Genomic DNA, 25,199 nt, shown 5'->3' on the forward strand with positions numbered 1-25,199 from the left:
CTAAACTAATGACTGATAACGACAAAATACGTAATGAACGTAGAGAGTTTTTAAAAACCTCTGCTCTTGTAGCAGGCGGTGTAATGATGAGCGGCTATTCTTGGGCTGGCATGCCTTCTTCTTCTAACGATGATACCATTAAAATTGCTTTAATAGGTTGTGGAGATAGAGGAACTGGCGCTGCTTTTCAAGCTTTAAGCACCAAGTTTAATTTAAAATTGGTAGCAATGGCTGATGCTTTTCAAGATCGCTTAGATAATAGTTATAAAGCAATTTCCACTAAATTCGGAGCAAAAGTTGATGTGCCAAAAGAACGTCAATTTGTTGGTTTAGATGGCTATAAACAAGCTATTGCATTGGCAGATGTTGTTTTGTTGGTAACTCCTCCAGGTTTCAGACCAATTCATTTTGAAGAAGCAATAAAACAAGGGAAACATGTTTTCATGGAAAAACCTGTGGCGGTAGATTCTCCAGGAATTAGAAAAGTTTTAGCGGCTGCAGAATTAGCAAAACAGAAAAAGCTAAATGTAGTGGTTGGCTTACAACGCAGGTATCAAACCAATTATAGAGAGGTTTTAAAGCGAATTGAAGATGGTAAAATTGGGGATATTGTTTCTGGCCAAGTGTATTGGAATAGTGGTGGCGTTTGGGTAAAACCACGTACTGCAAGTCAAACTGAAATGGAATATCAAATGCGCAATTGGTATTACTTTAATTGGTTATGTGGCGATCACATTGTAGAGCAACACGTACATAATATAGATATTGCCAATTGGGTAAAAAATGCATATCCTGTTTCTATTCAAGGTACTGGAAGTAGAGCTTGGAGAACTGGAAAAAATTACGGAGAAATTTACGATAACCATGCAGTAGAACTTACTTACGCAGATGGATCTGTAATTTATAGTCAATGCCGACACTTTGAAGGCACAAATAATCGTGTGGATGAAAGTTTCCAAGGCACAAAAGGCAAGGTTTATCTTTCGGCCAATAATTCTGGAATTTTATGGGATCATAAAGGCAAGGAAATCTATAATCATGATAGAAAAGGAAATGCAAATCCCTACCAAACAGAGCACGACGAATTATTTGCAGCGATTACAAATAACGAATATAAATTTTGGGATGCAGAGCGAGCTGCTAAAAGTTGCTTTACCGCAATAGTTGGTCGTTATGCAACTTATTCTGGAGAAGTTATTAAATGGGATGATGCCTTAAAAGCAGAAAACAGCCTTTTCCCAGAACAATTAAGTTGGGATGCTAAACCAAAATCATTGCCAGACGCAAATGGACTTTACACCATAGCTATGCCGGGTAAAACCAAAGTGTTAGGTCAATCGTAAAACCTTAAATGCAATCACGTTTAAAATACTTTTTATTAGTACCCTTTATTTTTCTTTCCGCGACAAATCATTTGCCTTTGCGGGAGTTTAAAATGAGTGGTTATGCACAAGGAACAAGTTATTCGATCAGCTATTTTGCTATCGATAGTCTAGTTACTCAAACGCAAGTAGATAGTATTTTAAATGTGATTGATTTATCCATGTCGCTGTACAAACCTAATTCAGCCATCAATAAATTTAATAAATCTGAAACAGGAATAGAATTAGATTCTCATTTTGCAAAAGTAGTTCAGAAATCATTTGAGATTTTTAAAGATAGCAAAGGCATATTCGATATTACTGTGGCGCCTTTAGTGCAATATTGGGGTTTCGGACCTAAATCATTAACAGAAAAACCAAATACGCAAACCATCGAAAACATTATGCAATGCGTTGGAATGGATAAACTTGAGCTCACAAAAGATTACCTCACCAAAAAGAAATCCTGTATCAGCATAGATTTAAATGGAATTGCACAAGGCTATTCGGTAGATGTAGTGGCAGATTTTATGCTCACCAAAGGCATTAAAATATTTGTCGTAGAAATTGGTGGAGAATTACGTGTGAAAGGACCTAAACCAGATGGTAAAACGATGCGTATTGGTATCGAAGGACCAAGTGAAACCCCAAATGCAGAACCAAGCATTAAACACATTATGTCATTTACAGAAGGCGCCGTAACCACATCGGGTAATTACCGTAAATATTTAACTAACGGATCAAAAAAAATCTCTCATTTAATTAATGCTAAAACGGGTTATCCATTAGATAACGAAATGATAAGCGCAACTGTTTTTGCACCCGATGCTATAACTGCAGATGGTTACGACAATGTACTGATGGGCATGACTGTAAAAGAGGCACTAACCTTTGTAGAAGCACATAAAAATTTAGAAGCCTACCTTATTTATAAAAAACCGGATGGTAAAATAGCTGATACGCTAAGCGCTGGTTTTAGAAAGATGATTATCAATTAAATGTTATTTAATGTTAATTTCGTAATCATCAAATCCCAATTTTCTATTTTTAAACCATTATGATTTTTATAGAGAATGAACATATAAAAGTATCTTTTGCGGCAAAAGGCGCAGAGTTACAAAGTATTTTAGGTACAAATAGTTTAACCGAATACATGTGGAGCGGCGATGCCAATTATTGGGGCAAGTTTAGCCCTGTTTTATTTCCAATAGTTGGAGCATTAAAAGACAATACCTATCAATTCGAAGATAAATCCTATCAATTATCCCGACATGGGTTTGCCCGAGATATGGAATTTGAATACCATCATATCAACGAACAAGAAATCCTTTTTACACTCACACATAGTGATGAAACTCTAAAAGTTTATCCTTTCGAGTTTAAATTAAGTTTGCGTTATAAGCTCTCAGGCGCAAGTTTATCGTGTACGTATGAAGTAACTAATCCAGCAGAAAAAGAATTGTTATTCTCTATCGGTGGTCATCCAGCGTTTGCTGTTCCTTTAAATAAACAAGGCACATATACCGACTACTTTTTATCTTTTAATAACGACATTGAATTAACATATTATCACATTGTGGATAATTTAATTTCAGATAAAAAATCTGTTTTAAAACTAGATGAAGGCAAACTTACCTTACAACACAACTTGTTTTACGATGATGCTCTAGTCATTAAAAACTTAAAGAGTGATAGCATTTCCATTTTAAACACTAAAAATTACAACGGTTTAGCATTCAATTTTAAAGACTTTCCTTACTTCGGTATTTGGGCAGCAAAAGATGCAGATTTTGTGTGTTTAGAACCTTGGTGTGGCATCGCCGATGGCATAAACCATAATCAACAATTAAAAGATAAAGAAGGTATAGTTACGTTAGCCGCGAAACAAGAATGGAAGAGAACTTGGCAAGTAACCTGTTTTTAAAAAAGAGAAAAAGATGGCGGGAAATAGAGAATAGGAAATAGACTGGAAACTAAACATCACAACTATTTCCCATTTTCTAATTCCTATTCCCCGTAAAAAAATATAAACAATGGATTCGAGAAGAGACTTTATAAAAAAAGCAGCATTATTATCAAGTGTTTTTGGCGCTGCAAACGTAATTCCAATGTCTATACAAAAGGCAATGGCCATAAATGCCGAACCCGGCAGCACGTTTTATGATGCAGAACATATCGTTTTTTTGATGCAAGAAAACCGTTCGTTCGATCATATGTTTGGTAAAATGAAAGGAGTGCGTGGCTTTAATGATCCGAGAGCTAAAACACTACCCAATCAAAATAAAGTATGGTTGCAAAGCGATGAAAAGGGAAAAACTTATGCACCATTTCATGTAGATATAAATAAAACCAAAATTACATGGCAAGGTGGTTTGGCACACTCATGGTCAGATCAAGTTGCGGCAAGAAATAAAGGGAAATACGATAAATGGGTGCCAGTAAAATCGCTAATGACTTTAGCTTATTACAAGCGAGAAGATATTCCTTTTTATTACGCAATGGCTGATGCTTTTACAATTTGCGATCATCATTTTTGCTCGTCGCTAACAGGAACAACACCAAATAGACTATTCTTTTGGACTGGCACAATTAGACCAGAACAAAATGGAAATTCAGTTGCGGTGGTTAATAATTCGCAAGCAGAATCGCAGGATAATGTATTTGTAGACTGGCAAACTTTTCCAGAATTGTTGGAGGATAATGATGTATCTTGGAAAGTTTATCAAAATGAATTATGGACTGCCGGACTTAATAGCTTAGATAAAGACGGAGAAATTGACGATTGGTTGGGTAACTACGGCGATAATCCTTTGGAATATGTTAGTCGCCATAACGTTAAATTATCAGCTTATTTCCGTAAAAATGGAGATAAAACCAGTCACCCAGTGTTGACAGTTGATGAAGTTTTAGCAAAATATAATCAGCTCTCGCAACGCGAAAAAAATCTAATTAATAAAGCATTTACCACCAATATTGATAATCCTGATTATTTAAAATTAGCACCTTTTACATTCACAAACGACGAAGGCAAAACAGAAACGCTAAACATCCCGAAGGAAGATGTTTTTGAACAGTTTAGAAAAGACGTAGATACTGGAAAGTTGCCAACGGTTTCATGGTTAGTTGCTCCTCAACGTTTTTCAGATCATACCAGTTCGCCGCTATATGGTACGTGGTATGTTTCGGAAGCGATAGATATTTTAACCAAAAATCCAGAGGTCTGGAAGAAAACTATTTTCATTTTAACATATGATGAAAATGATGGTTATTTTGATCATTTGGCACCTTTTGTGCCACCAAAGCCAGAAGATCTATCGACAGGTAAAGTGAGCGAAGGATTAGAACCTTGGGCCGATTATGAGTTTAAAAAAGGTAGCCCGATAGGTTTAGGTTACCGCGTACCCATGATGGTTGCCTCGCCATGGAGCAAAGGTGGCTATGTAAATTCGCAAGTTTTTGATCATACTTCTTCATTAATGTTTTTAGAAAATTTCTTGAGCCATAAAACTGGGAAGAAAATTAAAAGTGATAACATTAGTCCTTGGCGCAGGGCGATTTGCGGAGATTTAACATCCATATTTAGACCGTATACTGGCGAGAATATCAATACTCCAGCAAGGCTGAAAAGAGATAAAGTAATAGGCGATATACAAAATGCAAAATCTAAACCTGCTCAAGTAACGCCAACAGCATTATCAACAGCAGAAATTGAGAAGATAAATTCGTTGCCGCCATTTCATAAAGAAGCATCTGAATTTGCACCTGTACAAGAAAAAGGAACTCGATTAGCTTGTGCGTTACCCTATCAATTGTTTGTAGATGGAGCATTGAACGAAGATAAAACCGCAATAAACTTAAACTTCGCCTCTGGTAAAACCGCTTTCGGGCAAAAGTTAGCTGCCGTTGGCGCTGCATTTAATGTGTACACGAAAGGGATTTACAAAAACGACCCGGGTAAAACTTGGTCGTACGCTGTTAAAGCTGGAGATAAAATTGAAGATAACTGGGAAATTACAAACTTTAAAAATGAAGTATATGATTTAGCGGTTAACGGTCCTAATGGTTTTTACAGACAGTTTAAGGGAACTAAAAATGATCCTGCTTTAAATGTAGAATGCTTATATGAGCAAAGCGGAATAGTAAAAAAAGTTACTGGTAATTTACAGTTAGTACTCGAAAACAAAGGAAATTCTCCTTTAGAAGTTCAGATTAAAGATGAGGTTTATCAATCGAATAGTAAAAAAATAACTATTGCTGCAAATAGTAAAAAAACAATCACTTTAAATCTTCAAAAAAGTAAAGGGTGGTATGATTTTGTGGTTTTAGTACAGGGTAGTAGTGAGTTTTTAAAACATTATGCAGGGCATGTAGAAACAGGAGAAGATTCTATAACTGATCCTTTTATGGGAGGGATTTTGTAAGAATTAACACGCTCGTCCTTGCGAAAGAGGTTCTTCACCGACTGCGGCAACCTCCTTCATACTCATAATCGTCCCGTCATTCTCAACTCGATTGGGAATCGTAATGCAGTAGCAAGCCTTTTTCACCGCTTTACGATTCCCGTTTTCACGGGAATGACGACATGACAAAGGACGATTTAAAATAGTTTATTAATTTTGCTCTATGCAACCTACTATACGACAAATTAAGCCAAGCGATGATGCAGCGTTAAGCACTCTAATAAAAAGTGTTTTAACAGAATTTAAAGCGAATAAGCCTGGTACCGCTTACTTTGATGAAAGTACAAATCACTTATCAATTGTGTTTGAAAATCCTAAATCGGCTTATTGGGTGATAGAAGAAAATGGAGAGGTAATTGGTGGTGGTGGGATTTTTCCGACGGCAAACCTGCCAGAAGGAACATGTGAATTAGTGAAACTTTATTTATATCCAGAAGCTAGAGGAAGAGGGTTGGGTAAAGCGATTATGGATAAATGTTTTACATCTGCCAAAGACTTAGGTTATCAAAACATCTATTTAGAATCTATGCCAGAACTAAACCAAGCAGTAAGCATGTACGAAAAGCTGGGTTTTGAACGCCAATGTAATGCGCTAGGTAATTCAGGGCATTTCGGTTGTGATATTTGGATGGTGAAGAAGTTGTAACAAGTTATATTTTGTCATCCAGAGCGAAGCGAAGGATCTAAATCTGCCTATTAGATTCCTCGTGCCTCGGAATGACAAATCATTTTATAATAACTCCTTACTCCAATAACAAATCATCATCCTCATCGCCCAAGCTCAATTGGATATTATCATTACCAGAAATTCCTTCGATAGAGCCACGAATATGAGCTGCATTTAGCAACACTTTTTCTAATTGTTTTTCTCTGCTTTTCCATAAACGCTCCATTGCATCGCGTTCTCGCTGAATAGATAATTTCATGCTCATAAAACCTTCGCGGATAGCTTTCCATTGTTCAGAGAACTCGTTTCCGTTTAGGTAATCATAGAGCATGTGCATTTTATCGCCTTTGTTTTCTTGCGTTTTAGTAGCGCCAAATAGCTTTACAATTCCATCTCTTAGGATGTAAGAAACCGCTTTAACTTCATCAAAAGAACAAATCCAAACGCCATCTCGTTCTCCAAAGCAATCCATCCCCTTTGGGTAAGCTTGTGTTACAATTACGGCAACATCTACACCCATACTCCTCATATCTTTTTTCAATTTCTCTATCCATTCCATCGAAAAATCTTTAGTGCGTTTACTCTCGTAAATAATTCGGCCGCATTCTTGTCCAAACTGATTACGCACATTATGCACACAATCCGCCCCGCGAACACCTTTACCAACTTCCTCAATTAAATCGAATGGAAACGTATTTCGCAATAATTCTTCTAAAATTAATTCCTGTACTTCGCCTTGCAATTGCATAGAACCTTGCTCGGCTTTACGCTTCATTTCTTCCGCCAGTTTCTTCTGATCGTCTAGTTGTTTTTCTAATTCTTTTACGCGAAGCTGATGCTCGGTATCTTTTAAATTATTCTTCTCTAACTCTTGCTTGCGCACTTGAGCAACTAATTCTTCGCGTTGTTCTTGTAGTTTACGTGATATACTTAATTCCAATTCGGCTTCACGAGTTTTAATCTCTTGTTCCTTCTTTAAAAATTCAATCTCTTTAGTACGAGCCAGCTTTAGTTTTTCCTCATTCTCTTTGTTCGCATCTTCAGACATTTTCAGTTTATTCTCGAAATCTGCGCTAATTGTTTTACGTAAATTTTCGGCCATAGATGTTTGCAAAGCAGCTTTTTCTTGAATCAGTTTCTGCTCAAAAGCAACTTCTTGTTGCTTCTTTTGTTGCTCAAAAGCTTCAGCTTTTTTTTGGAACTCCTCCTCTTTTTGTTTGGTAAAAGAAACCATCTTCTCTCTCAAATCCTGTTTGTATTCTTCTGCCATTACTTCTTCAATAGGAAAAGTATGGTTGCAATTAGGGCATTTTATTTCTGTAGACATGTGCTGTGTTTTGGTGATCCGAATTGTTGGATGAATTCAAAAATACAGAAATTATGGATAGGATTTTACAGCCGAATGTCTATTTTTGATAGCCAAGCCAAACCCAAATGTTCCGACAAATAATTAACGCGTATAAAACCTCTTTTTCTGGATTAAGTAGAGAAACTTGGCTATTAAGTTCGGTTATTTTACTGAATCGCTGCGGATATATGGCAGTGCCATTTATGGGTTTGTATGTTACGCAATCTTTACATCGTCCAGAATCTGATGCTGGAATAATTATTTCTTTATTTGGTGTCGGAGCAATTCTTGGTGCAACTGCAGGAGGAAAGCTAACTGATATGTTTGGTTTTAGACCCGTTCAAATTTTTTCATCCTTAATTGGTGGTGCACTTTTTTTAGTGTTTTCGCAAGTAAGTCATTTCAGCACACTATGTGTTTTAGCTGTATTAATAAGTTTTTTTTATGATGCATTTCGCCCTGCGAACTTTACAGCAATTGCTGCCTATGCTGCGCCAGGAAAAGAAACACGTTCTTATTCTTTAAATAGATTAGCAACTAATATTGGTTTCTCTTTTGGTATAACAATGGGCGGAATAATTGCTTCTTTTAACTATAAGTTATTATTTATTGTAGATGGAGTGGTAAGTATTGCTGTTGGCATTGCCATATTTTTACTCTTGCCCGCCGTTAAAGGATTTAGAAAAGCAGTAAAAGAAAAGTTAATTGGCATCACCGTTAGGAAACCTTGGGAAGATGCGCTGTTTGTGAAATTTATTTTACTTACCACCATTTTTGCGACTTGTTTTTTCTTAATGTTTAGGGTTGTACCAGTATTTTTTAAGCAAGAATGGCATATAAATGAAGCCACTATAGGTTTAATACTAGGGGTAAATGGAGCAATTATCGCTTTGCTAGAAATGGTAATGATTAGCAAACTAGAAAATAAACGTTCTCCTCAATTTTACATCATAACAGGGGTTTTAATTACCGGATTGTCGTTTGCAGTATTAATGATACCTAAATTTTTACCAATTGTTGTAGCGCTGTTAAGCATAGTTTGCTTTACATTTGGTGAGATGTTTTCTATGCCTTTTATTAACACTTTCGTTATTAAAAGAAGCAACGAATTTAATAGAGGAATGTATGCTGCCGGTTACATGATTAGCTGGTCTATTGCTCAGGTTGTTGCTCCAATTGCAGGATTTTATTTAGCAGAAAAATTTGGCTATAACGTGCTCTTTATTTGCATGACGGTTATGCTGATGCTTTGTGCTTATGGTTATAGCGCACTAAACTATAAAGAAGAAATTCCAAGATAATTTCTAAAACAATCCTGCTATTTTTTTGTTCATATAGGATATGAAGAAACGGATACACATTTTAGAAGACGATAAAGATATAGGTTACATTATCGAATTTTTATTGAAAGATGAGGGATACGATTTACAGCTTTCCTCCACATTTAAAGAAATGAAAAAGAAATTAAAGGATTCAATTCCTGATCTTTTCATTCTAGACGTAATGCTTCCCGATGGAAATGGCATTGAAATTTGTCACGATTTAAAGAACGACATGTTCACGAAACATATTCCAGTAATCGTAATGTCGGCCAATATTAGGAGTAAACAAATGAGTGAAATGGCTGCGCCAGATGATTACATTAGTAAGCCATTTGATTTAGACGATATCGAAAATAGGATCAGAAAATTAATAGATAAAAAACCAGTGTCATAGACTAGGTTTAAAAGGATGAACACAGAAATATAATAGTTGTGTTTGTCCTTTTTTATTTATGGCGAAAAATTATTGCGTAAACTGCCACGGCAAACGATCAATTTTATCGCCAATCAACTGTACACTTTCTGCAGTAAGTTCTTCTTTCGAATATTCTTCCATCATCCAACCACCATCTTTTTTGCGGATAAAACCAATCGGTTTATTGTCGACCGTAACTCGATATAAATTTCTTTCTATCGGTTTTACTTTAACCATTCTTTCGCCTAGGCTATACACCAAATGTTCTTCCATTCGGTAAAACTAATTTTTTCTTTTAAACTATTTAGGCTTTTGTTATAAAAGCTGCCGTCATCTCGACTGAAGCGCCTGTCTGCGGTAGGCAGGCAGCGAAATGGAGAGATCTTTCTCCGAATATACATCCAAAGATTTCTCGGCTGCGCTCGAAAGGACGACAACAGCAACAAAAAGTATTTCCGCTAAGTCGGGTTTATTTTACAAAACTTGTACTGCTATGTAATTTTCACTTTCTACATTATTTCCTAATTTGCAGCCTCAAATTTAACAATGGCAGCCGAAGAAAGTCTTTATTACGTTAATCAAGTATTCGATAAAGTTTCACTTCCCGCAAAGGGATTAACAGAAACGCAATTTGATGAATGCACTTTTACCAATTGCGATTTCACGGAAACAGATTTCTCAAGTTGTGATTTTATCAAATGCACCTTTGATAGATGTAATTTAAGCATGGTTAAATTCGGGCCTATTGGCTTTGATAAAGTCCAGTTCAGTAATTGCAAAATGATAGGCGTAGATTTTTCGCACACTAAAGATTTTCTGTTTGCGGTAGATTTTACCAATTGCATTTTAGATTACGCAGCTTTTATGAAGAAGAAAAATCGTAAAAGTCACTTTACTAATTGCTCGCTAAAAGGCACCGATTTTTCTGAAGCAGATTTAACCTCAGCCGTATTTGAGCGTTGCGATTTAAGCGCTGCCGTTTTTATGCGAAGTATTTTAAACAGCGTCAACTTTACATCGGCCATTAACTTTACCATAGATCCCGAAAAAAACCTACTCAGAAAAGCAAAGTTCTCTGCAGATGGTTTAGCAGGCCTGCTAACCAATTATGGCATTGTTGTTGAAGAGAGCTAACAGAAGATTTGATACTAAAAGCAAATCGACACCGTTTCAATACCTACGTATTTAATCTAAAAATATACATGAATAACTTTAAAAAACTTATTCCGCTCTTATTATTAGCGGCTTTACCTTTCCTATCATCTGCTCAAAAAGCTAATTGGCAAAACCTCGATCTTAAAAAGGATTCTATTTTTGGTATCAGTACCGAAAAAGCATATACTGAATTATTAAAAGGCAAAAAATCTACTCCAGTTATAGTTGCCGTATTAGATGGTGGTGTAGATTTAAACCACGAAGATTTAAAAAGAGTAATTTGGATTAACAAAAAAGAAGTTGCTGGAAACGGTGTAGACGATGATAAAAATGGTTATGCTGATGATGTACACGGCTGGAACTTTTTAGGCGGTAAAAATGGTTCAATAGAATTTGAAGCTTTAGAACTTACCCGTTTAGTACGTAGAGATAATGTTCGTTTTGCAGGAGTAACTGCAACAACTGTAGCCGAAAAAGATAAAGCGGATTATGAAACGTATATTAAAAATAGATCAGAAGTTGAGAAAGAATTAGCTACAGCAAAAAGTAGTTTAGATGGTATTTCTGGTTTTAAATTCGTGTTAGATGCTGTTGTGAAAAAAATTGGTAAAGAAAATCCAACTCAAGCAGATTTCGAAGCATTTAAATCTCCAGATCAACAAGAAACGAGAGTTAAAGAAGCCGTACTTGACGTATTAAAAGAGATGGATTTTAAAACTTTCTACGAAACTCAAATTGAAGAAGGCGTAAAATATTATACTGGTCAGGTAAAATATAATTACAATGTAGATTATGATCCAAGAGCAATAGTTGGCGATAATCCTGACAATAGCAAAGAACGTTTTTACGGAAATAACGACATAAAAGGCCCTGATGCTTTACATGGTTCACATGTTGCTGGTATTATTGGAGCAGATCGCACCAACAAAATTGGTGTAATGGGCGTAGCCGATAATGTTCTAATTATGGGTGTGCGCAACACACCAAATGGCGATGAAAGAGATAAAGATGTTGCAAATGCTATCCGCTATGCGGTAGATAATGGCGCAAAAGTATTGAACATGAGCTTTGGTAAAGCATATTCGTGGGATAAAGCTGTGGTAGACGAAGCTGTAAAATATGCAGTAAGTAAAGATGTATTGTTAGTTCACGCTGCGGGTAATGAGAATGCCGATATTGATGTAGAAAATAATTTTCCTACTAATAAATATTTGGATGGTAGTTTGGCTAGCTCATGGCTAACAGTTGGCGCATCTGGCCCAAAAGATGATGAAACTTTAAAAGCAGCATTTTCTAATTATGGTAAAACATCGGTTGATGTTTTTGCACCTGGCGTTCGTATTACGTCTACTGTACCAGAAAATAAATACATTGAAGAAGATGGAACAAGTATGGCAGCACCAGTTGTAACAGGTTTGGCAGCTTTAATCCGTTCGTATTATCCGAAACTAACAGCAGTTCAAGTAAAAGAGATTATTATGAAATCTGTTGTAAAAGTTAATCACAACGTTTCAACCATGAAAGGTGCAGAAACAGTAAGTATTCCCTTTGCAGATTTATGTGTAACTGGCGGAATTGTAAATGCATATAACGCTTTAAAATTGGCCGCGACTTATAAATAGAGTTTTCAATTGATATAGAATTTAGCCTCGATAATTTATCGGGGCTTTTTTGTGGTTAGAAGATGAATGTTATTCAGCTTTTTTTAACGGATTTATTATCTTTATCATTAAACAATGATCGCCTTGAAAAAATCTATACTCTTCTGTTTCGTTTTAATTCTTCAGTTTTTAGCGCTATCTACTATTAGTTGGGCGCAAAAGGCAAAACCAGATACCGTTAGAAGTGGAATTTACATTACCAGTATACACGACATCAATTTTAAGGATAAAGAATACACAGTCGACTTTTGGCTTTGGTTAAAATACAAAAACAAAGATTTCAACTTTGTAGAAAATCTAGAAATTCCTCAAGCCAAAACGGTAGATAAATCATTTTCAACTATTGATACAAGCGGAACCGAAGTCTATCTTTTAATGAAGGTGCAATGTATCATGAAAGATTCATGGGCAATAGATAATTTTCCGTTCGACCACCAAACCTTAAGGCTTTCTTTAGAAAATTCTCAATTTGATTCTCAATCACTCGTTTTTGTTGCCGATACTGTTGGTAAACAATTTGATCCGAGATTTACATTGAGAGGATGGAAAATAGACAGCTTAAAAATTTCCTCAGGTATTAAATTATACGAGACCGCATTTGGAGATACCACCATTAAAGTTCCGCATACAGAATATAGCAATTTCAAAGTTAGGGTAAGCATAAGTAGAGATGCGATGGGGCTTTTCTGGAAAATGTTTCTAGGAATGTATGTTGCATTTTTAATTGCTTACATGTGTTTTTATATTCATGCAGATAGCATCGATTCTCGTTTCGGATTAAGTGTAGGGTCACTTTTTGCCGTAATAGGTAATAAGTATATCATAGATGGCTCTTTGCCAGAATCTACCACATTTACTTTGGTTGATACACTTCACGGCATCACATTGATATTCATTTTAGTGGTAATTATTTCCACAGCATTCTCTCTCAGAATGATTAAAAAAGGCAAAACAAATGAGGCTATAAAATTTGATAAGTTCTTTGCCATTGCTTTGCTAGCAGCTTACTTAATTTTAAATGCATATTTCATTTGGCAAGCTACTCACGTATAATGATAGCTCGTTTCACTCAAAAGCAATAATTACTATGCATGCATAAATAATTTTAAAATTGGTTGTTGCAGAAAAGATAATTTATTAGATTTGAGAAACGGCAGTACTAGCCAAGTTAAAAATCATCCCATGTCTACAGCCATCACCAGAGTATTTGATCTTTTAAAATACAACCTCGATAATTTTCCGAAGCCAGAATTTATTAGCGGAAAAATTAATGGTAAATGGAAAAAATACAGTACACAAGAATTTTGTGAAGTAACGGATAACCTTAGTCGCGGCTTAACCACTATAAAAATTGGCAAAGGAAGCAGAGTTGCGGTCATGTCGCACAACAGACCTGAATGGAATATTTGCGATTATGCGATTATGCAATTAGGCGCTTACCAAATCCCATTGTATCCAACTTTAGCAGAGCATGATATTAAATTCATTATAGAAAATGCAGAAATTACCATCGTTTTTGTAAGTGATGAAGCAATTTATAACAAAGTAAAAGCAGTTGCTAAGGATTTAAAACATCCTATTAAAATCTATACGTTTAACAAAGTTGATGGCGCTGATAACTGGCAAGAACTCATTGATGCTGGTAAAGCTAAACCAGAAATAGATTTAGAAACTTATAGAGAAGCAGTAAAGGGCGAAGATATTTTAACCTTAATTTATACATCTGGTACTACTGGTACACCAAAGGGCGTAATGCTTACGCATGATAATTTGGTAATGAACTTCGAAAAATCAGCCATTATTTTCCCTAAAGAAGTAAAAACAGCATTAAGCTTTTTGCCTTTGTCGCACATTTTCGAAAGAATGATTTCTTACCTCTATGTCTATGCAGGGGTTTCTATTTACTACGCCGAAAGTATGGATACCATTGTTGCCGATATTCAAGAAGTGAAACCGAATGCATTTTCTACCGTACCTCGCTTGTTAGAAAAAGTGTACGATAAAATCATGGAAAAGGGTAAAGACTTAAAAGGCATTAAAAGAGGTATTTTCTTTTGGTCTTTAGCCTTAGCCGAGAAATTTGATTTTAAAAATGGATGGTGGTACAATTTCAGACTAAACATTGCCCGCAAACTAGTATTTAAAAAATGGCAAGAAGCTTTAGGTGGCCGTATTGTAGTATTGGCATCTGGTGGTGCGGCATTAAATCCGAAGTTAGCTCGTATATTTTGGGCTGCAGGCATGCCGGTTTTCGAAGGCTATGGTTTAACAGAAACCTCGCCTGTAATTACGGTGAATCATTTTGGTGCAACCATGTTTGGTACGGTTGGCCCTGTAATAGAAGGCGTGGAAATTAAAATTGCCGAAGACGGAGAAATCTTAACGCGTGGTCATCATATTATGAAAGGCTACTATTTAAGAGATGATTTAACTGCTGAAAGTATTGATAAAGACGGATGGTTTCACACTGGCGATATTGGCGAGATTTTAGAAGGTAAATTCTTAAAAATCACTGATCGTAAAAAAGAAATCTTTAAAACTGCTGGAGGGAAATACATCGCTCCGCAAATGCTAGAGAACAGATATAAAGAATCTCCTTTAATTGAACAGATTATGGTGTTGGGAGAGAACAGGAAATTCCCAGCAGCTTTAATTGTACCTGCTTTCCCTGCCTTAAAAACATGGTGCGATAAAAAAGGAATTCCGTACACCACCAATGAAGAAATGATTTTAAATGAGCAAGTAATTGATAAATTTAATCGCATAATTGCTACTTTAGGAACTGAATTTGGTAAGTGGGAGCAAGTGAAACGGTTTGCATTACTAGCAAAAGAATTTAGTATTGATGGCGGCGAGCTTACTCCAAAATTAAGTTTTAAACGCAAAGTTATTCTGGAGAAAAATAACGACATCATCGAAAAGATTTATAAAGATGCAGAGAATTACAAAGGTTAAAACAAAAATTACATCATTTACCTACGCAGTACTAGCAGCAAGCTTGTTATTAAGTTGTGTTGGCGGTCAGTTGGGTAAAAATAACAGTGGTGAGTTTAGAAACGGAATGGTGGTTTCTGCAAATGAAGTCGCTTCAGAAGTAGGTGTAGAAATTCTAAAAAAAGGCGGTAACGCAGTCGATGCAGCCGTTGCAGTTCAATTTGCATTGGCCGTTGTTTATCCAAATGCTGGAAACATTGGTGGCGGTGGTTTTATGGTATATCGTTCTGCCAAAGGCGAAATCAACTCATTAGATTTTAGAGAAAAAGCAGGTGCAAATGCAGGGAGAGATATGTATTTAGATGCTGCGGGAAATCCGATAGTTGATAAAAGTTTACATGGCCAATTAGCAGCTGGCGTACCCGGTTCTGTAGCGGGCATGGCCGAAGCACATCAAAAATATGGTCACTTAAAATGGGAAGATTTAATTGCTCCTGCAATACACTTAGCACAAGATGGCTTTAAATTATCTGCTAGACAAGCCAGAGAATTAAACGGATTAAAAGGTACGTTTACGAAATTAAATCCCTTAGGTACGGCATTAATAAAAGAAGCTAAATGGGCCGAAGGCGATGTTTTGGTGCAAAGCGAATTAGCCAGTACTTTAAAGCTAATTGCTAGTCAAGGCCGAAACGGTTTTTACCAAGGCGCAGTTGCCGATTCTATCGTTGCCGAAATGCAACGTGGTGGAGGAATTATTACAAAACAAGATCTTGCCGATTACAAAGCGATATGGCGCAAACCTGTAACAGGCGAATATAGAGGGTATAAAGTAGTGACTATGCCGCCACCATCTAGTGGGGGAATTGCTTTAATTCAGTTACTAAAATCGGTTGAACCTTATCCTTTAAATAAATGGGGTTTTAATTCAGATTCTACTGTTCAATTAATAGTTGAGGCAGAGCGAAGAGTATATGCAGATCGTGCTGCGCATTTGGGTGATCCAGATTTTTATCCTGTTCCGCAAACAAAGTTGATAGAAAACGAATACATTAAACAACGCATGAGCACGTTTAATTGGCAAAAAGCAAGTACAAGTGCAGAAATTAGTGCGGGCGAAATTGCACCAAAAGAACACGAAGAAACCACTCATTTTTCTATTGTAGATAGAGATGGAAATGCAGTTGCAATCACCACAACTTTAAATGGCTCGTACGGTGCAGGTGTTGTTGTAAAAGGTGCAGGTTTTCTATTAAATAATGAAATGGATGATTTCTCTGTTAAACCTGGTGCACCTAATATGTACGGATTGGTTGGCGGAGAAGCAAATGCTATTGCACCAAATAAACGCATGTTAAGTTCTATGACGCCTGCAATTTTATCAAAAGATGGCGAATTGTTTATGGTAGTAGGTACACCAGGAGGTTCAACAATTATCACATCTGTTTTCCAAACTATTTTAAACGTAGTCGATTTTAATATGTCGATGCAAAGTGCGGTAAACGCAAAGAAATTTCATCACCAATGGTTACCAGACCAAGTTGAAGTAGAAGATAAAGCATTGGATAGTTTAACTACAGAAAAACTAAAAGCAAAAGGCTATAAAATCGTTCCTCGTGGTGCAATTGGCAGGGTAGATGCTATTCTGAAAACTAAATGGGGTTATTATCAAGGTGGCGCAGATCCGAGAGGAGATGATAAAGCGGTGGGTTGGTAGCCTAAGCATTTTCAAACTAAAATTCGGCACATCTTCTATGCGAACTGAAGCATGGTTTGAGTGTGGGGGTGAAGCTCCAAAGGAGTGCCAATGGTACAATCTTTACTGAGGAGAAAAATAACCTGAGCGCAGGTATGAAAGATTGCTTCGTCTCGATGAAAAATCGAGACTCGCAAGGACGAACTTGACAATAAGCCGTCATTCTGATAAAGCGCTCGTCATCCTGAGCGTAGTCGAAGGATCTTTAATGAAACTCTGAAAAGCTAGTATTTCTTGTATCCTTGCCAGTGGTTCTTAAATAAACACCTCCTTCTTATGGAGGTTCTTCGCCGACAATGGCAACGCTGTCTTATTAATGTTATTGCTATACTTCCTCATACATCTGCTTTACAATGTCGCATGTATGCGATACAATGGTCTTTGTATCTCTTACAATGACGTTTGTTTGTCATACAATGTCGCATGTATGCGATACAATGGTCATTGTTTCCCTTATAATGGTCATTGTATGCGGTACAATGACGTATGTTTGCTTTACAATGACCTTTGTTTCCCTTACAATGGTCATTGTATGCGGTACAATGTCATGTTTTTGTCATGAAAATCAATAGTTCTTTCATGCTTAGTTGTAGTTATTCATGCTTGTAGGTGCTTTTTTCGCACTTTCTGATACTTTTGTTATACTTACCAATATTTCTTCCTTACTATCATATCCATCCAAATCCATCCTTTTCCATCCAATACTACTCAATACCACTCAATTCTTCCATGCCGTCATTCCCGCAACAGCGGGAACCACAAATTTCGATAGCTATCGGGATGGAAACTTAAAGTGGTAAACTACTCCCATCATTTCCTTGTCTTTCACAATAGTTACATACTTCAAGTGACAAAACTTGCCACTAGTCCAATCAATTTTTGATTAAAATCTGTACTTTCATTAAAAAATCATCCGCCATGCGTAAACTATTATTTTCGCTTCTCATTTTAACACTCACAACTCAAGTAGCTAATGCGCAAAGCGATGAAGCAAGTAGTGTAAGCCCATTTATTAATCAGTACCAGGCAGATGAAACTATGCTTGGGCGTAAATACACTTTAAAACGTTCTGAAGAATATTTTCAAAGAATGGAACGTTTTTATACGGATTGGTTAACTAAACTGAAAACGCTGCCTTTTGCTAAACTTAATGTTAATGAACGTGTAGATTATACCTTGCTTAAACGCGATATTAATGCAGATTCTAAAACTTTAGAACTATCATACACCGAATTTAAAAACACAAACTTTACCATTCCTTTCGCAAAATCGATATTAGATTTTGAACAGAAAAGGAGAGTAGGCAAACAGCAAAATGGTAAGGAAACTGAACAGGTTTTTAGCAAACTAAAAGACGATATCGATAACGCGACCAAAGCAGTACGCAATCAGCAACTTATTGTAAATCCTGTGCAAGCAAATTGGGCACAACAAACGGTTAATCAATATTTAACTGTTTTTACAGAAGCCTACAAATTTTACGATGGTTATGATCCTCAGTTTACAAAAGCCACTAAAAGCACCTACCCAAACGTAGTAACAGCATTAAAAGATTATGCGACAGAGTTAGGCAAAATTGCAAAGCTATCAAACGTAAAAGATGATGGTAGCGGAATTTTAGGTAATCCCATTGGGAGAAATGCTTTGTTAAGTAATTTGAAAGATGAAATGATTGCTTACACACCAGAGCAAATAGAAGCTATCGCGATGCGAGAATTTGCATGGTGCGATGCAGAAATGTTAAAGGCATCACAACAAATGGGTTTTGGGAATGATTGGAAAAAAGCTTTAGAAAAAGTAAAAACAGATTATCCCGAATTGGGCAAACAACCTGAACTAGTTTATGAATTAGCTAATGAAGCAATTGATTTTGTAGAAAAGAATAACCTGATTAAAATTCCTGCAATGGCTAAAGAAGGCTGGAGAATGAGAATGTTAAGTCCGCAAGAACAACAATTTGCACCTTTCTTTTTGGGTGGTGAATCTGTTTTAATCGCTTACCCAACAGAAGATATGAGTGAGGATGCAAAAATGATGACCTTGAGAGGAAACAACAGACATTTTTCTAGAGCTGTAGTTTTCCACGAATTAATACCAGGCCATAATTTGCAATATTATATGCAAAGCAGATATAAACCCTATCGTAGAGGTTTTGGTACTCCTTTTTGGACAGAAGGTTGGTCTTTATATTGGGAAATGTTGCTGTGGGATAAAGGTTTTGCAAAAACACCAGAAGATAAAATAGGGATGTTGTTTTGGAGAATGCACCGTTGCGCTCGTATCATTTTTTCTATGAATTATCATTTAGGAAAATGGACACCAAAACAATGCATTGACTTTTTAGTAGAAAGAGTAGGTTTTGAAAGAGCAAATGCAGAAGCAGAAGTACGTCGTTCTTTTACTGGCGGATATGGGCCGCTTTACCAAATAGGATACATGCTAGGCGGCTTAGAATTTAGAGCATTACATAAAGAATTAGTAGAAAGCGGTAAAATGACAGACATCCAATTTCACGATAAAATTTTAAAAGAAAATAATATGCCTGTAGAAATGGTTAGAGCAATTTTAACTCAACAATTATTACCAGAAAACTTCACTACTAATTGGAAGTTTGCAGGTTTAATTCCTTAAAAGAAAACAAAAGGAACATTTGTTTGTTTGCCCCCGTTCCAACACTTTTACTTATTTTTTGTATAGCAAACTACACACTTTTTAACATTTTTTAACAATTGAATTGTGCTGTAAAATGACTTAAATTCCTGTAATAAAGCAGGATAAAAAGCATGTATTAATTTTTAAGCCCGCTTTGGTATAGCGATTGACTATTGCATTGTAAATAGCAAAAACGCTTAAAATTAATATTATGAAACTAAATCTCTTAAAATGTTTACCAGTTGCTTTAGCTGGTTTATTTATTGGTGGTGCTGCACAAGCACAAGAACCAACAACATCAACAATGGCTCCTTTTAGAACATGGTCTATCGGAGTTAACGCTGGTGTAATTTCTCCAATCTCGCCACTTGGCGGACAAAATGATTACTCTAACTGGGAATCTAGTCTGGGATATGGCATATACATCAAAAAACAAATTACCCCATATTTCTCTTTACGTTTAGATGGTAATAGAGGTAAAGCAAAAGGTGATAACGTAGAGCCATTTAACAGTGGCGGAACAAATGCTAGCCCATTTAAATCTTTTTCAACTGATTTAAACTATTCAGGAAGCTTAAATGCTGTGGTTAATATGTTTAATTGGAGCATGTTTAAACAACAAAACAATGCACAATTATACGCATCTGTTGGTGGTGGTTTTGCAAATTATACTACAACTACCGTAAACTCTGGTGGTACAACTGTAGAAAACGCAACTGTGAATAGAATGATTATTCCAGCAGGATTGGGTGCTAAATTCCGTTTATCAGACGCGGTAAACCTTGATTTAGGTTGGACCATTAGTTTTGTAGACGGTGATACGTTTGATGGTTATGCAAGAGGAGCTAATGATAAATATAACTATGCTTATGCAGGTTTAGAATTTGCCTTAGGTAAAGGAAAACAATTAGCTTTTTATAGCCCTACTGCAGCTACATATGATGAAGCTTTGGCAGCTAAAAACATCGCCAATGGCTTAAAATCTGATTTAGATGCTCAAAAAGCTGAAAATGCAAGATTACGTTCAGAAATGGGCGATATATTAAAAGATAGTGATGGTGATGGTGTTGCAGATAAATTGGATAAATGTCCGAACACACCTGCAGGTACCGTAGTTGACGGTTCAGGTTGTCCGTTAGTTACTCCAAAACCACAGATTATTAAAGAAACTAAAGTAGTAGTAACCGAAGCAGATCGTAAAGTTGTTGCAGATGCAATTAAAAACTTAGAATTTGATTTAGGTAAAGCTACTATCCGTTCTAAATCTTATGCTACTTTAAATAGAGTTGCTGCATTATTGGTAGAGAAAAACTTTAGCTTAAAATTAGCCGGTCATACAGATAATACAGGTTCTAATGAGTTGAACATGCGTTTATCTAAAGATAGAGCAGAATCTGTAAAAGCATATTTAATATCGCAAGGTGCTAATGCAAGCAGAATTGAAGCAACAGGTTATGGAGAAGATCAACCAATTGCAACAAACAAAACTGCAGCTGGTCGTCAACAAAATAGAAGAGTAGAATTTACTTTATACTAATAGAAAATCATCCCTAAAATTAAAAAGCGTGCCGACTTTATGTTGGTACGCTTTTTTTTATTCCCCTCTTGAGAGGTGCCCGAAGGGCGGGGTGGTTTAATACACGCGTCTTTGCGAGGAGTCTGTTGTCATTCAGAGCGCAGCGAAGAATCTCCTTTTATTGTTCAATTTCTCGGAAAGAGATTCTTCGCTGCGCTCTGAATGACAAATTATTTTATAAAAGAAATTTTTAGAAAAACAATGCCATCACATTTCGGTAACAACAGCCCTTCTTTTCGTTTTACTTCGCTGCGCTACGTGCTCACTTCAATAAGGTTTAGTTAACAAAGGCAGCAGTTCTTTTGAAACAAACTTTACCAAACCTCCCAATTTGTAGCATTCGTTTCATTTCTTGTGGTTGGAACTTGCAGACCAGCAGTTAATTCTACTACTCGTTTATTTACGTATTTTTTCAGATCAGTTACCGTAGCATGTGGATTAGCCTTCATGTATTCTAAAATACTATAACTGAAAACTCCATTTTGCAAATCGTTCTTTTCTAAAGCAAACTGAGTTCCCGCCGCTGCGGATATAATTGTTGAACCTGTACTTCTACCAACATTGGCAAAGAGCTGTTGCATTAATTCTAAACTAGTTTTCATTCCAGCTTTTTTTGGGCCGGTGTTAATTACTTTCACACCTTTTCCGCCCTGTGTTTTATTAGTAGCCAGAACATTCTCTGCACTTTTATACTTTAACAACTCTTCCTTATCTACTTCTCCGCTATGGCAAGCATCAATTAGCATCAGTTTTTTTCTAGCAGGAATATTGTCCAATAAATCTTCTAGCATATCATAAGGCAATCCATTTTGTTCAGGTTTGTCAAAATTTACATTGTAAGTTGAAAGAAAATAATCAAAATCATCATTTAATAAACCATGTCCAGAATAAGCAATAATAACTTTATCGTTAACAGAACTTCCTTTTAGTTTTTCTTTTAACTGTTTAATATTTGCTGTAATTACTTGTTGGTTAAATAAGGTGTCGATAATTAAATTTTCACCATATTTTAACTTTAAAGCATTCGCTTGGTCCCTAATATCTTTAACACTCCATTGCAAATTATAACTATTCTGTTCAAATTTATCAATGCCAATACCTACAAAATATAGTTTTTCTTGAGCATTTTTTTCTGGTATATAATTTACTTTTAGAGGTATTCGATAACTTTCAGTTCCATTCACATTCGTAATAGAAGTTTCAATCTGATTTTCTCCATCAGATAAAGTAATAGTAAGTGTAGTATCGATAGTTTTCGAATTTTTCTTTTTTAAACTAATACCTCTTAATCCAAAAACTGGACTTTCATTTACCCAAACATTAAATCGATCTAGATTATAAGTATCATCAGTTCCTTTAATTTTTAAAGTTAAAAGCTGTTTTTTTTGCTCTGTTTCAATTATATCTCTATTGATAAAATCAGCTTCTGGTACACTATAACCAGCTTTAAATGAAGTAGTGTCTATTCCTAGTTTTGTAATACGTTTTTGATACGCTTTTTTATAAGATTTGATGAGTGCGGTATCTCTACTGCCAATTGATTCAAGTACTTTATCTGGTCGATTGTATTTCACATCCAACTGTTCAAAAGTGATTATTTTTTGGTCTTTTGTTAGGTAATGTATGTACTTGGAAGCATTAGAAGAACTTTTGTAATAACCAGAGGGTGTTATGGCAATGTAATCTAAACTATCTATACATAATAAAGAATATTGTTTAACGCCTGTAGCTAGATTAAAAAACTTAATTTCTGGACTAGATTTCGCTATTAGTTTATTAGTAGAGAAAGATAATGCACTTAACGAAGTATGTCCCCCCATGTCAACTTTTTTAATCAATTTCCCATTGGCATCCCAAATCCGATAAGCATCATCAGCGAGGCTGGTTAATAACTTATTGTTAGTTGGAAAAAATGTGATTGTTCCAAACAGACCGCCATAACCAGCAAACGAGGCAAATGGTTTTCTGGTTTTAAAATCCCAAACTTTAGCAATTTCATAGTGATTGGTAAATGAAGCCATTCTACTTCCATCAAAATTAAAGATAACACCTCTTAAATTTTCTGTATCATCTTTTGCTTTTATTTTATAGAGGAGTTTACCAGTAATCGGATCCCAAACTTTAAGTTCATCACCGCTATAAGTGCTCGAAACAATATGCTTGCTATCAGGTGTAAATTGTACAGTCAACCATTCAGCTTTATCTTCTTTAAATTTATGAATGATTTCTGCCTTAAATGGGTCAATTAATGCAAAAGTACTGTCTCCGTAACAAACCAAAAGCCGATCATTCTTTTTGTTAAAAGAGATGGACTTTATATTGTTACTGAGATATTTAGCGCCAGGCAGTTCTGAAACTTTTGTCTCTGTCGATAAATCCCAAAAGTCAATACTATCATTACTGTTAACAATTGCTATATACCGATCATCTGTGGTAAATGCATAGATTTCTTTTGTATCGGCAAAGCTATGTAGCCAAACTCTATCAAAGGCATTGTTAATATTTAATGTATAATACGGATAGTTTTTTTTGTTAAATGATACAATATATTTTCCTTTTGGAGAATAATTTAAGCTTTCAAAATTTTCTGCAGGTGTATTGATTGTATAATCTATAGTTAAGGTTTCCGTATTCCATAATTTATGATAATTGCTATTGGTACCAATTAAAAGAGTTTTCGCATCTGGTGATAAGGTTAAACTTTGAAGATCGATAGTATGGCCATTAAGAGTACTTATAAATTGCCCAGTTGTTATGCTGTAAATATCGATAGCATAATTTTCTCTCTTATCATCACTAACTTGAAATGCGACATAATCTCCATGTTGACTAAATATACCATCCCAATAATTATATTTTTTTGATTTCAAATTGAGTTTTATCTTTTGTTCACCAGTAACTAAATCAGTTATCCAAAATTCTCCATTTAAAGAAACCAATATTTGATTGCTTTGTGGGTCATATCCTTTATAATCTCCTTTTATAGAATGATGGAGTTTTCCTGTACTTATTTCTATGAAATTGGTTGCATGGCTAACCTTTGACTGTGTGATATAAAACTGATTGTCTTTTGTAAATTGACCACCACTTGCAAATGCATCTGTACCCTTAGTTTCGTATAATTGCTTACCCGTTTCTAGATCAAATACATCTAAATAAAACCAAGTACCACTCCATCTAAGTAAATATTTACTATTTGGGCTTGCTAGTATTTCAGTAATTTCTTTTCCATTGCGCTTTGGGAGTTTGTTTAACAGTTTGCCATTAATCGAACTGTAAATAGCAATGGTACTATCTTGAGTATTTGTAATTATCTTATTTCCATCATACGTATATCGAGCGAAATCACCAGAGCGGGATTCTCCATAAATAGAGTATGATCTTTCTAGTTGTATTTTTAATTTTAATTTTTTTGTTAAAAGACTCCAAATATATAGTGTGCCAGAACCATCAGCAGTCAATACATCTTTACCATCTTTACTAAATTCAACAGTGCTAAATCCTAAAATGTCTCCTTTAAAGTTTGTTATTAATTTGCCACTACTTGTTTCCCATATTTTTACAGTTGCATCACTTGCAGTTGTTGCCAACAGCTTTCCATCTGGGCTAAAGGCAATTTCCTCAATTCCATCTTTATGATCAGTAAAATTGTATAACATATTGCCAGTTTTTACATCCCAAATTTTTACGGTCTTATCCGAAGAACCTGTGGCAATTAATTTTCCATTAGGGCTAAATTTGAAACTCTTAATAAAGCCATGGTGTGAAATTGGCAAAACAAGCTTGGGGTCTTGTGCTTTTAAGCTAAGGGCACAAAGTATAAATGCTATGGTAACAAGAAGTTGATAGAAACTGGTTATAGAACGCATATGCATAAAAGAAAAATTTATTT

The 25,199-nt window shown here is 35.6% G+C and carries 17 protein-coding genes; 14 read left to right on the forward strand and 3 right to left on the reverse strand.

Annotated elements, in window-relative coordinates:
• Positions 1 to 8 precede the first annotated feature (8 nt).
• The 5 genes from GM921_RS14660 to GM921_RS14680 all read left to right on the forward strand — a co-directional run bounded on the left by GM921_RS14660 (position 9) and on the right by GM921_RS14680 (position 6,467).
• Entirely contained in the window at positions 9 to 1,343 is a 1,335-nt protein-coding gene (locus GM921_RS14660) for a Gfo/Idh/MocA family protein (protein WP_182923377.1), read from the forward strand.
• 8 nt (positions 1,344 to 1,351) lie between these two features.
• Positions 1,352 to 2,359: an FAD:protein FMN transferase gene (locus GM921_RS14665; RefSeq protein ID WP_182923378.1), complete on the forward strand. Its 1,008-nt coding sequence runs from the start codon at positions 1,352 to 1,354 to the stop codon at positions 2,357 to 2,359.
• Between the two features lie 59 nt (positions 2,360 to 2,418).
• The gene (locus tag GM921_RS14670; protein ID WP_182923379.1) at positions 2,419 to 3,285 is read left to right on the forward strand and encodes an aldose 1-epimerase family protein; all 867 of its coding nucleotides are present in this window, start codon (positions 2,419 to 2,421) and stop codon (positions 3,283 to 3,285) included.
• 109 nt (positions 3,286 to 3,394) lie between these two features.
• Positions 3,395 to 5,782, forward strand: a complete 2,388-nt coding sequence (locus GM921_RS14675) for a phosphocholine-specific phospholipase C (RefSeq protein ID WP_182923380.1) — start codon at positions 3,395 to 3,397, stop codon at positions 5,780 to 5,782.
• A gap of 202 nt (positions 5,783 to 5,984) precedes the next feature.
• Positions 5,985 to 6,467, forward strand: coding sequence for a GNAT family N-acetyltransferase (locus tag GM921_RS14680; RefSeq protein WP_182923381.1), 483 nt, complete (start codon positions 5,985 to 5,987; stop codon positions 6,465 to 6,467).
• 97 nt (positions 6,468 to 6,564) lie between these two features.
• Here GM921_RS14680 and GM921_RS14685 read toward each other — a convergent pair whose 3' ends face one another.
• Positions 6,565 to 7,815 (reverse strand): DUF2130 domain-containing protein, encoded by a 1,251-nt coding sequence (locus GM921_RS14685; RefSeq protein ID WP_182923382.1) that lies wholly within the window; start codon positions 7,813 to 7,815, stop codon positions 6,565 to 6,567.
• Between the two features lie 107 nt (positions 7,816 to 7,922).
• Between GM921_RS14685 and GM921_RS14690 the strand changes: the two genes are divergently transcribed.
• A complete protein-coding gene (locus GM921_RS14690; RefSeq protein WP_182923383.1) occupies positions 7,923 to 9,137 on the forward strand; it encodes an MFS transporter in 1,215 nt (404 codons plus the stop codon).
• Between the two features lie 40 nt (positions 9,138 to 9,177).
• The gene (locus GM921_RS14695) at positions 9,178 to 9,552 is read left to right on the forward strand and encodes a response regulator transcription factor (RefSeq protein ID WP_182923384.1); all 375 of its coding nucleotides are present in this window, start codon (positions 9,178 to 9,180) and stop codon (positions 9,550 to 9,552) included.
• A gap of 69 nt (positions 9,553 to 9,621) precedes the next feature.
• Here the strand turns inward: GM921_RS14695 and GM921_RS14700 are convergent, their stop codons facing one another.
• Entirely contained in the window at positions 9,622 to 9,846 is a 225-nt protein-coding gene (locus tag GM921_RS14700; protein ID WP_182923385.1) for a hypothetical protein, read from the reverse strand.
• Positions 9,847 to 10,119: 273 nt separating this feature from the next.
• Between GM921_RS14700 and GM921_RS14705 the strand changes: the two genes are divergently transcribed.
• The 7 genes from GM921_RS14705 (at position 10,120) to GM921_RS14735 (ending at position 21,268) form a co-directional block, all read left to right on the forward strand.
• Entirely contained in the window at positions 10,120 to 10,707 is a 588-nt protein-coding gene (locus tag GM921_RS14705) for a pentapeptide repeat-containing protein (protein ID WP_182923386.1), read from the forward strand.
• Positions 10,708 to 10,775: 68 nt separating this feature from the next.
• The gene (locus GM921_RS14710; RefSeq protein ID WP_182923387.1) at positions 10,776 to 12,350 is read left to right on the forward strand and encodes a S8 family peptidase; all 1,575 of its coding nucleotides are present in this window, start codon (positions 10,776 to 10,778) and stop codon (positions 12,348 to 12,350) included.
• A 123-nt stretch (positions 12,351 to 12,473) separates the two neighbouring features.
• Positions 12,474 to 13,442, forward strand: coding sequence for a ligand-gated ion channel (locus GM921_RS14715; protein WP_182923388.1), 969 nt, complete (start codon positions 12,474 to 12,476; stop codon positions 13,440 to 13,442).
• Positions 13,443 to 13,571: 129 nt separating this feature from the next.
• Entirely contained in the window at positions 13,572 to 15,344 is a 1,773-nt protein-coding gene (locus GM921_RS14720; RefSeq protein ID WP_182923389.1) for an AMP-dependent synthetase/ligase, read from the forward strand.
• The gene (ggt, locus tag GM921_RS14725; RefSeq protein WP_182923390.1) at positions 15,322 to 17,040 is read left to right on the forward strand and encodes a gamma-glutamyltransferase; all 1,719 of its coding nucleotides are present in this window, start codon (positions 15,322 to 15,324) and stop codon (positions 17,038 to 17,040) included. Before GM921_RS14720 ends, ggt begins: the two co-directional genes overlap by 23 nt.
• Positions 17,041 to 17,997: 957 nt before the next feature.
• On the forward strand, positions 17,998 to 19,710 hold the full coding sequence (locus GM921_RS14730; RefSeq protein ID WP_182923391.1) for a DUF885 family protein: 1,713 nt from the start codon (positions 17,998 to 18,000) through the stop codon (positions 19,708 to 19,710).
• A gap of 232 nt (positions 19,711 to 19,942) precedes the next feature.
• Positions 19,943 to 21,268, forward strand: coding sequence for an OmpA family protein (locus GM921_RS14735; protein ID WP_182923392.1), 1,326 nt, complete (start codon positions 19,943 to 19,945; stop codon positions 21,266 to 21,268).
• A 353-nt stretch (positions 21,269 to 21,621) separates the two neighbouring features.
• On the opposite strand, the gene GM921_RS14740 is transcribed toward GM921_RS14735, so the two are convergent.
• A complete protein-coding gene (locus GM921_RS14740; protein WP_182923393.1) occupies positions 21,622 to 25,176 on the reverse strand; it encodes a WD40 domain-containing protein in 3,555 nt (1,184 codons plus the stop codon).
• Between the last annotated feature and the right edge of the window lie 23 nt (positions 25,177 to 25,199).

It is taken from the genome of Pedobacter planticolens, from assembly GCF_014172375.1.
Lineage (GTDB): Bacteria > Bacteroidota > Bacteroidia > Sphingobacteriales > Sphingobacteriaceae > Pedobacter > Pedobacter planticolens.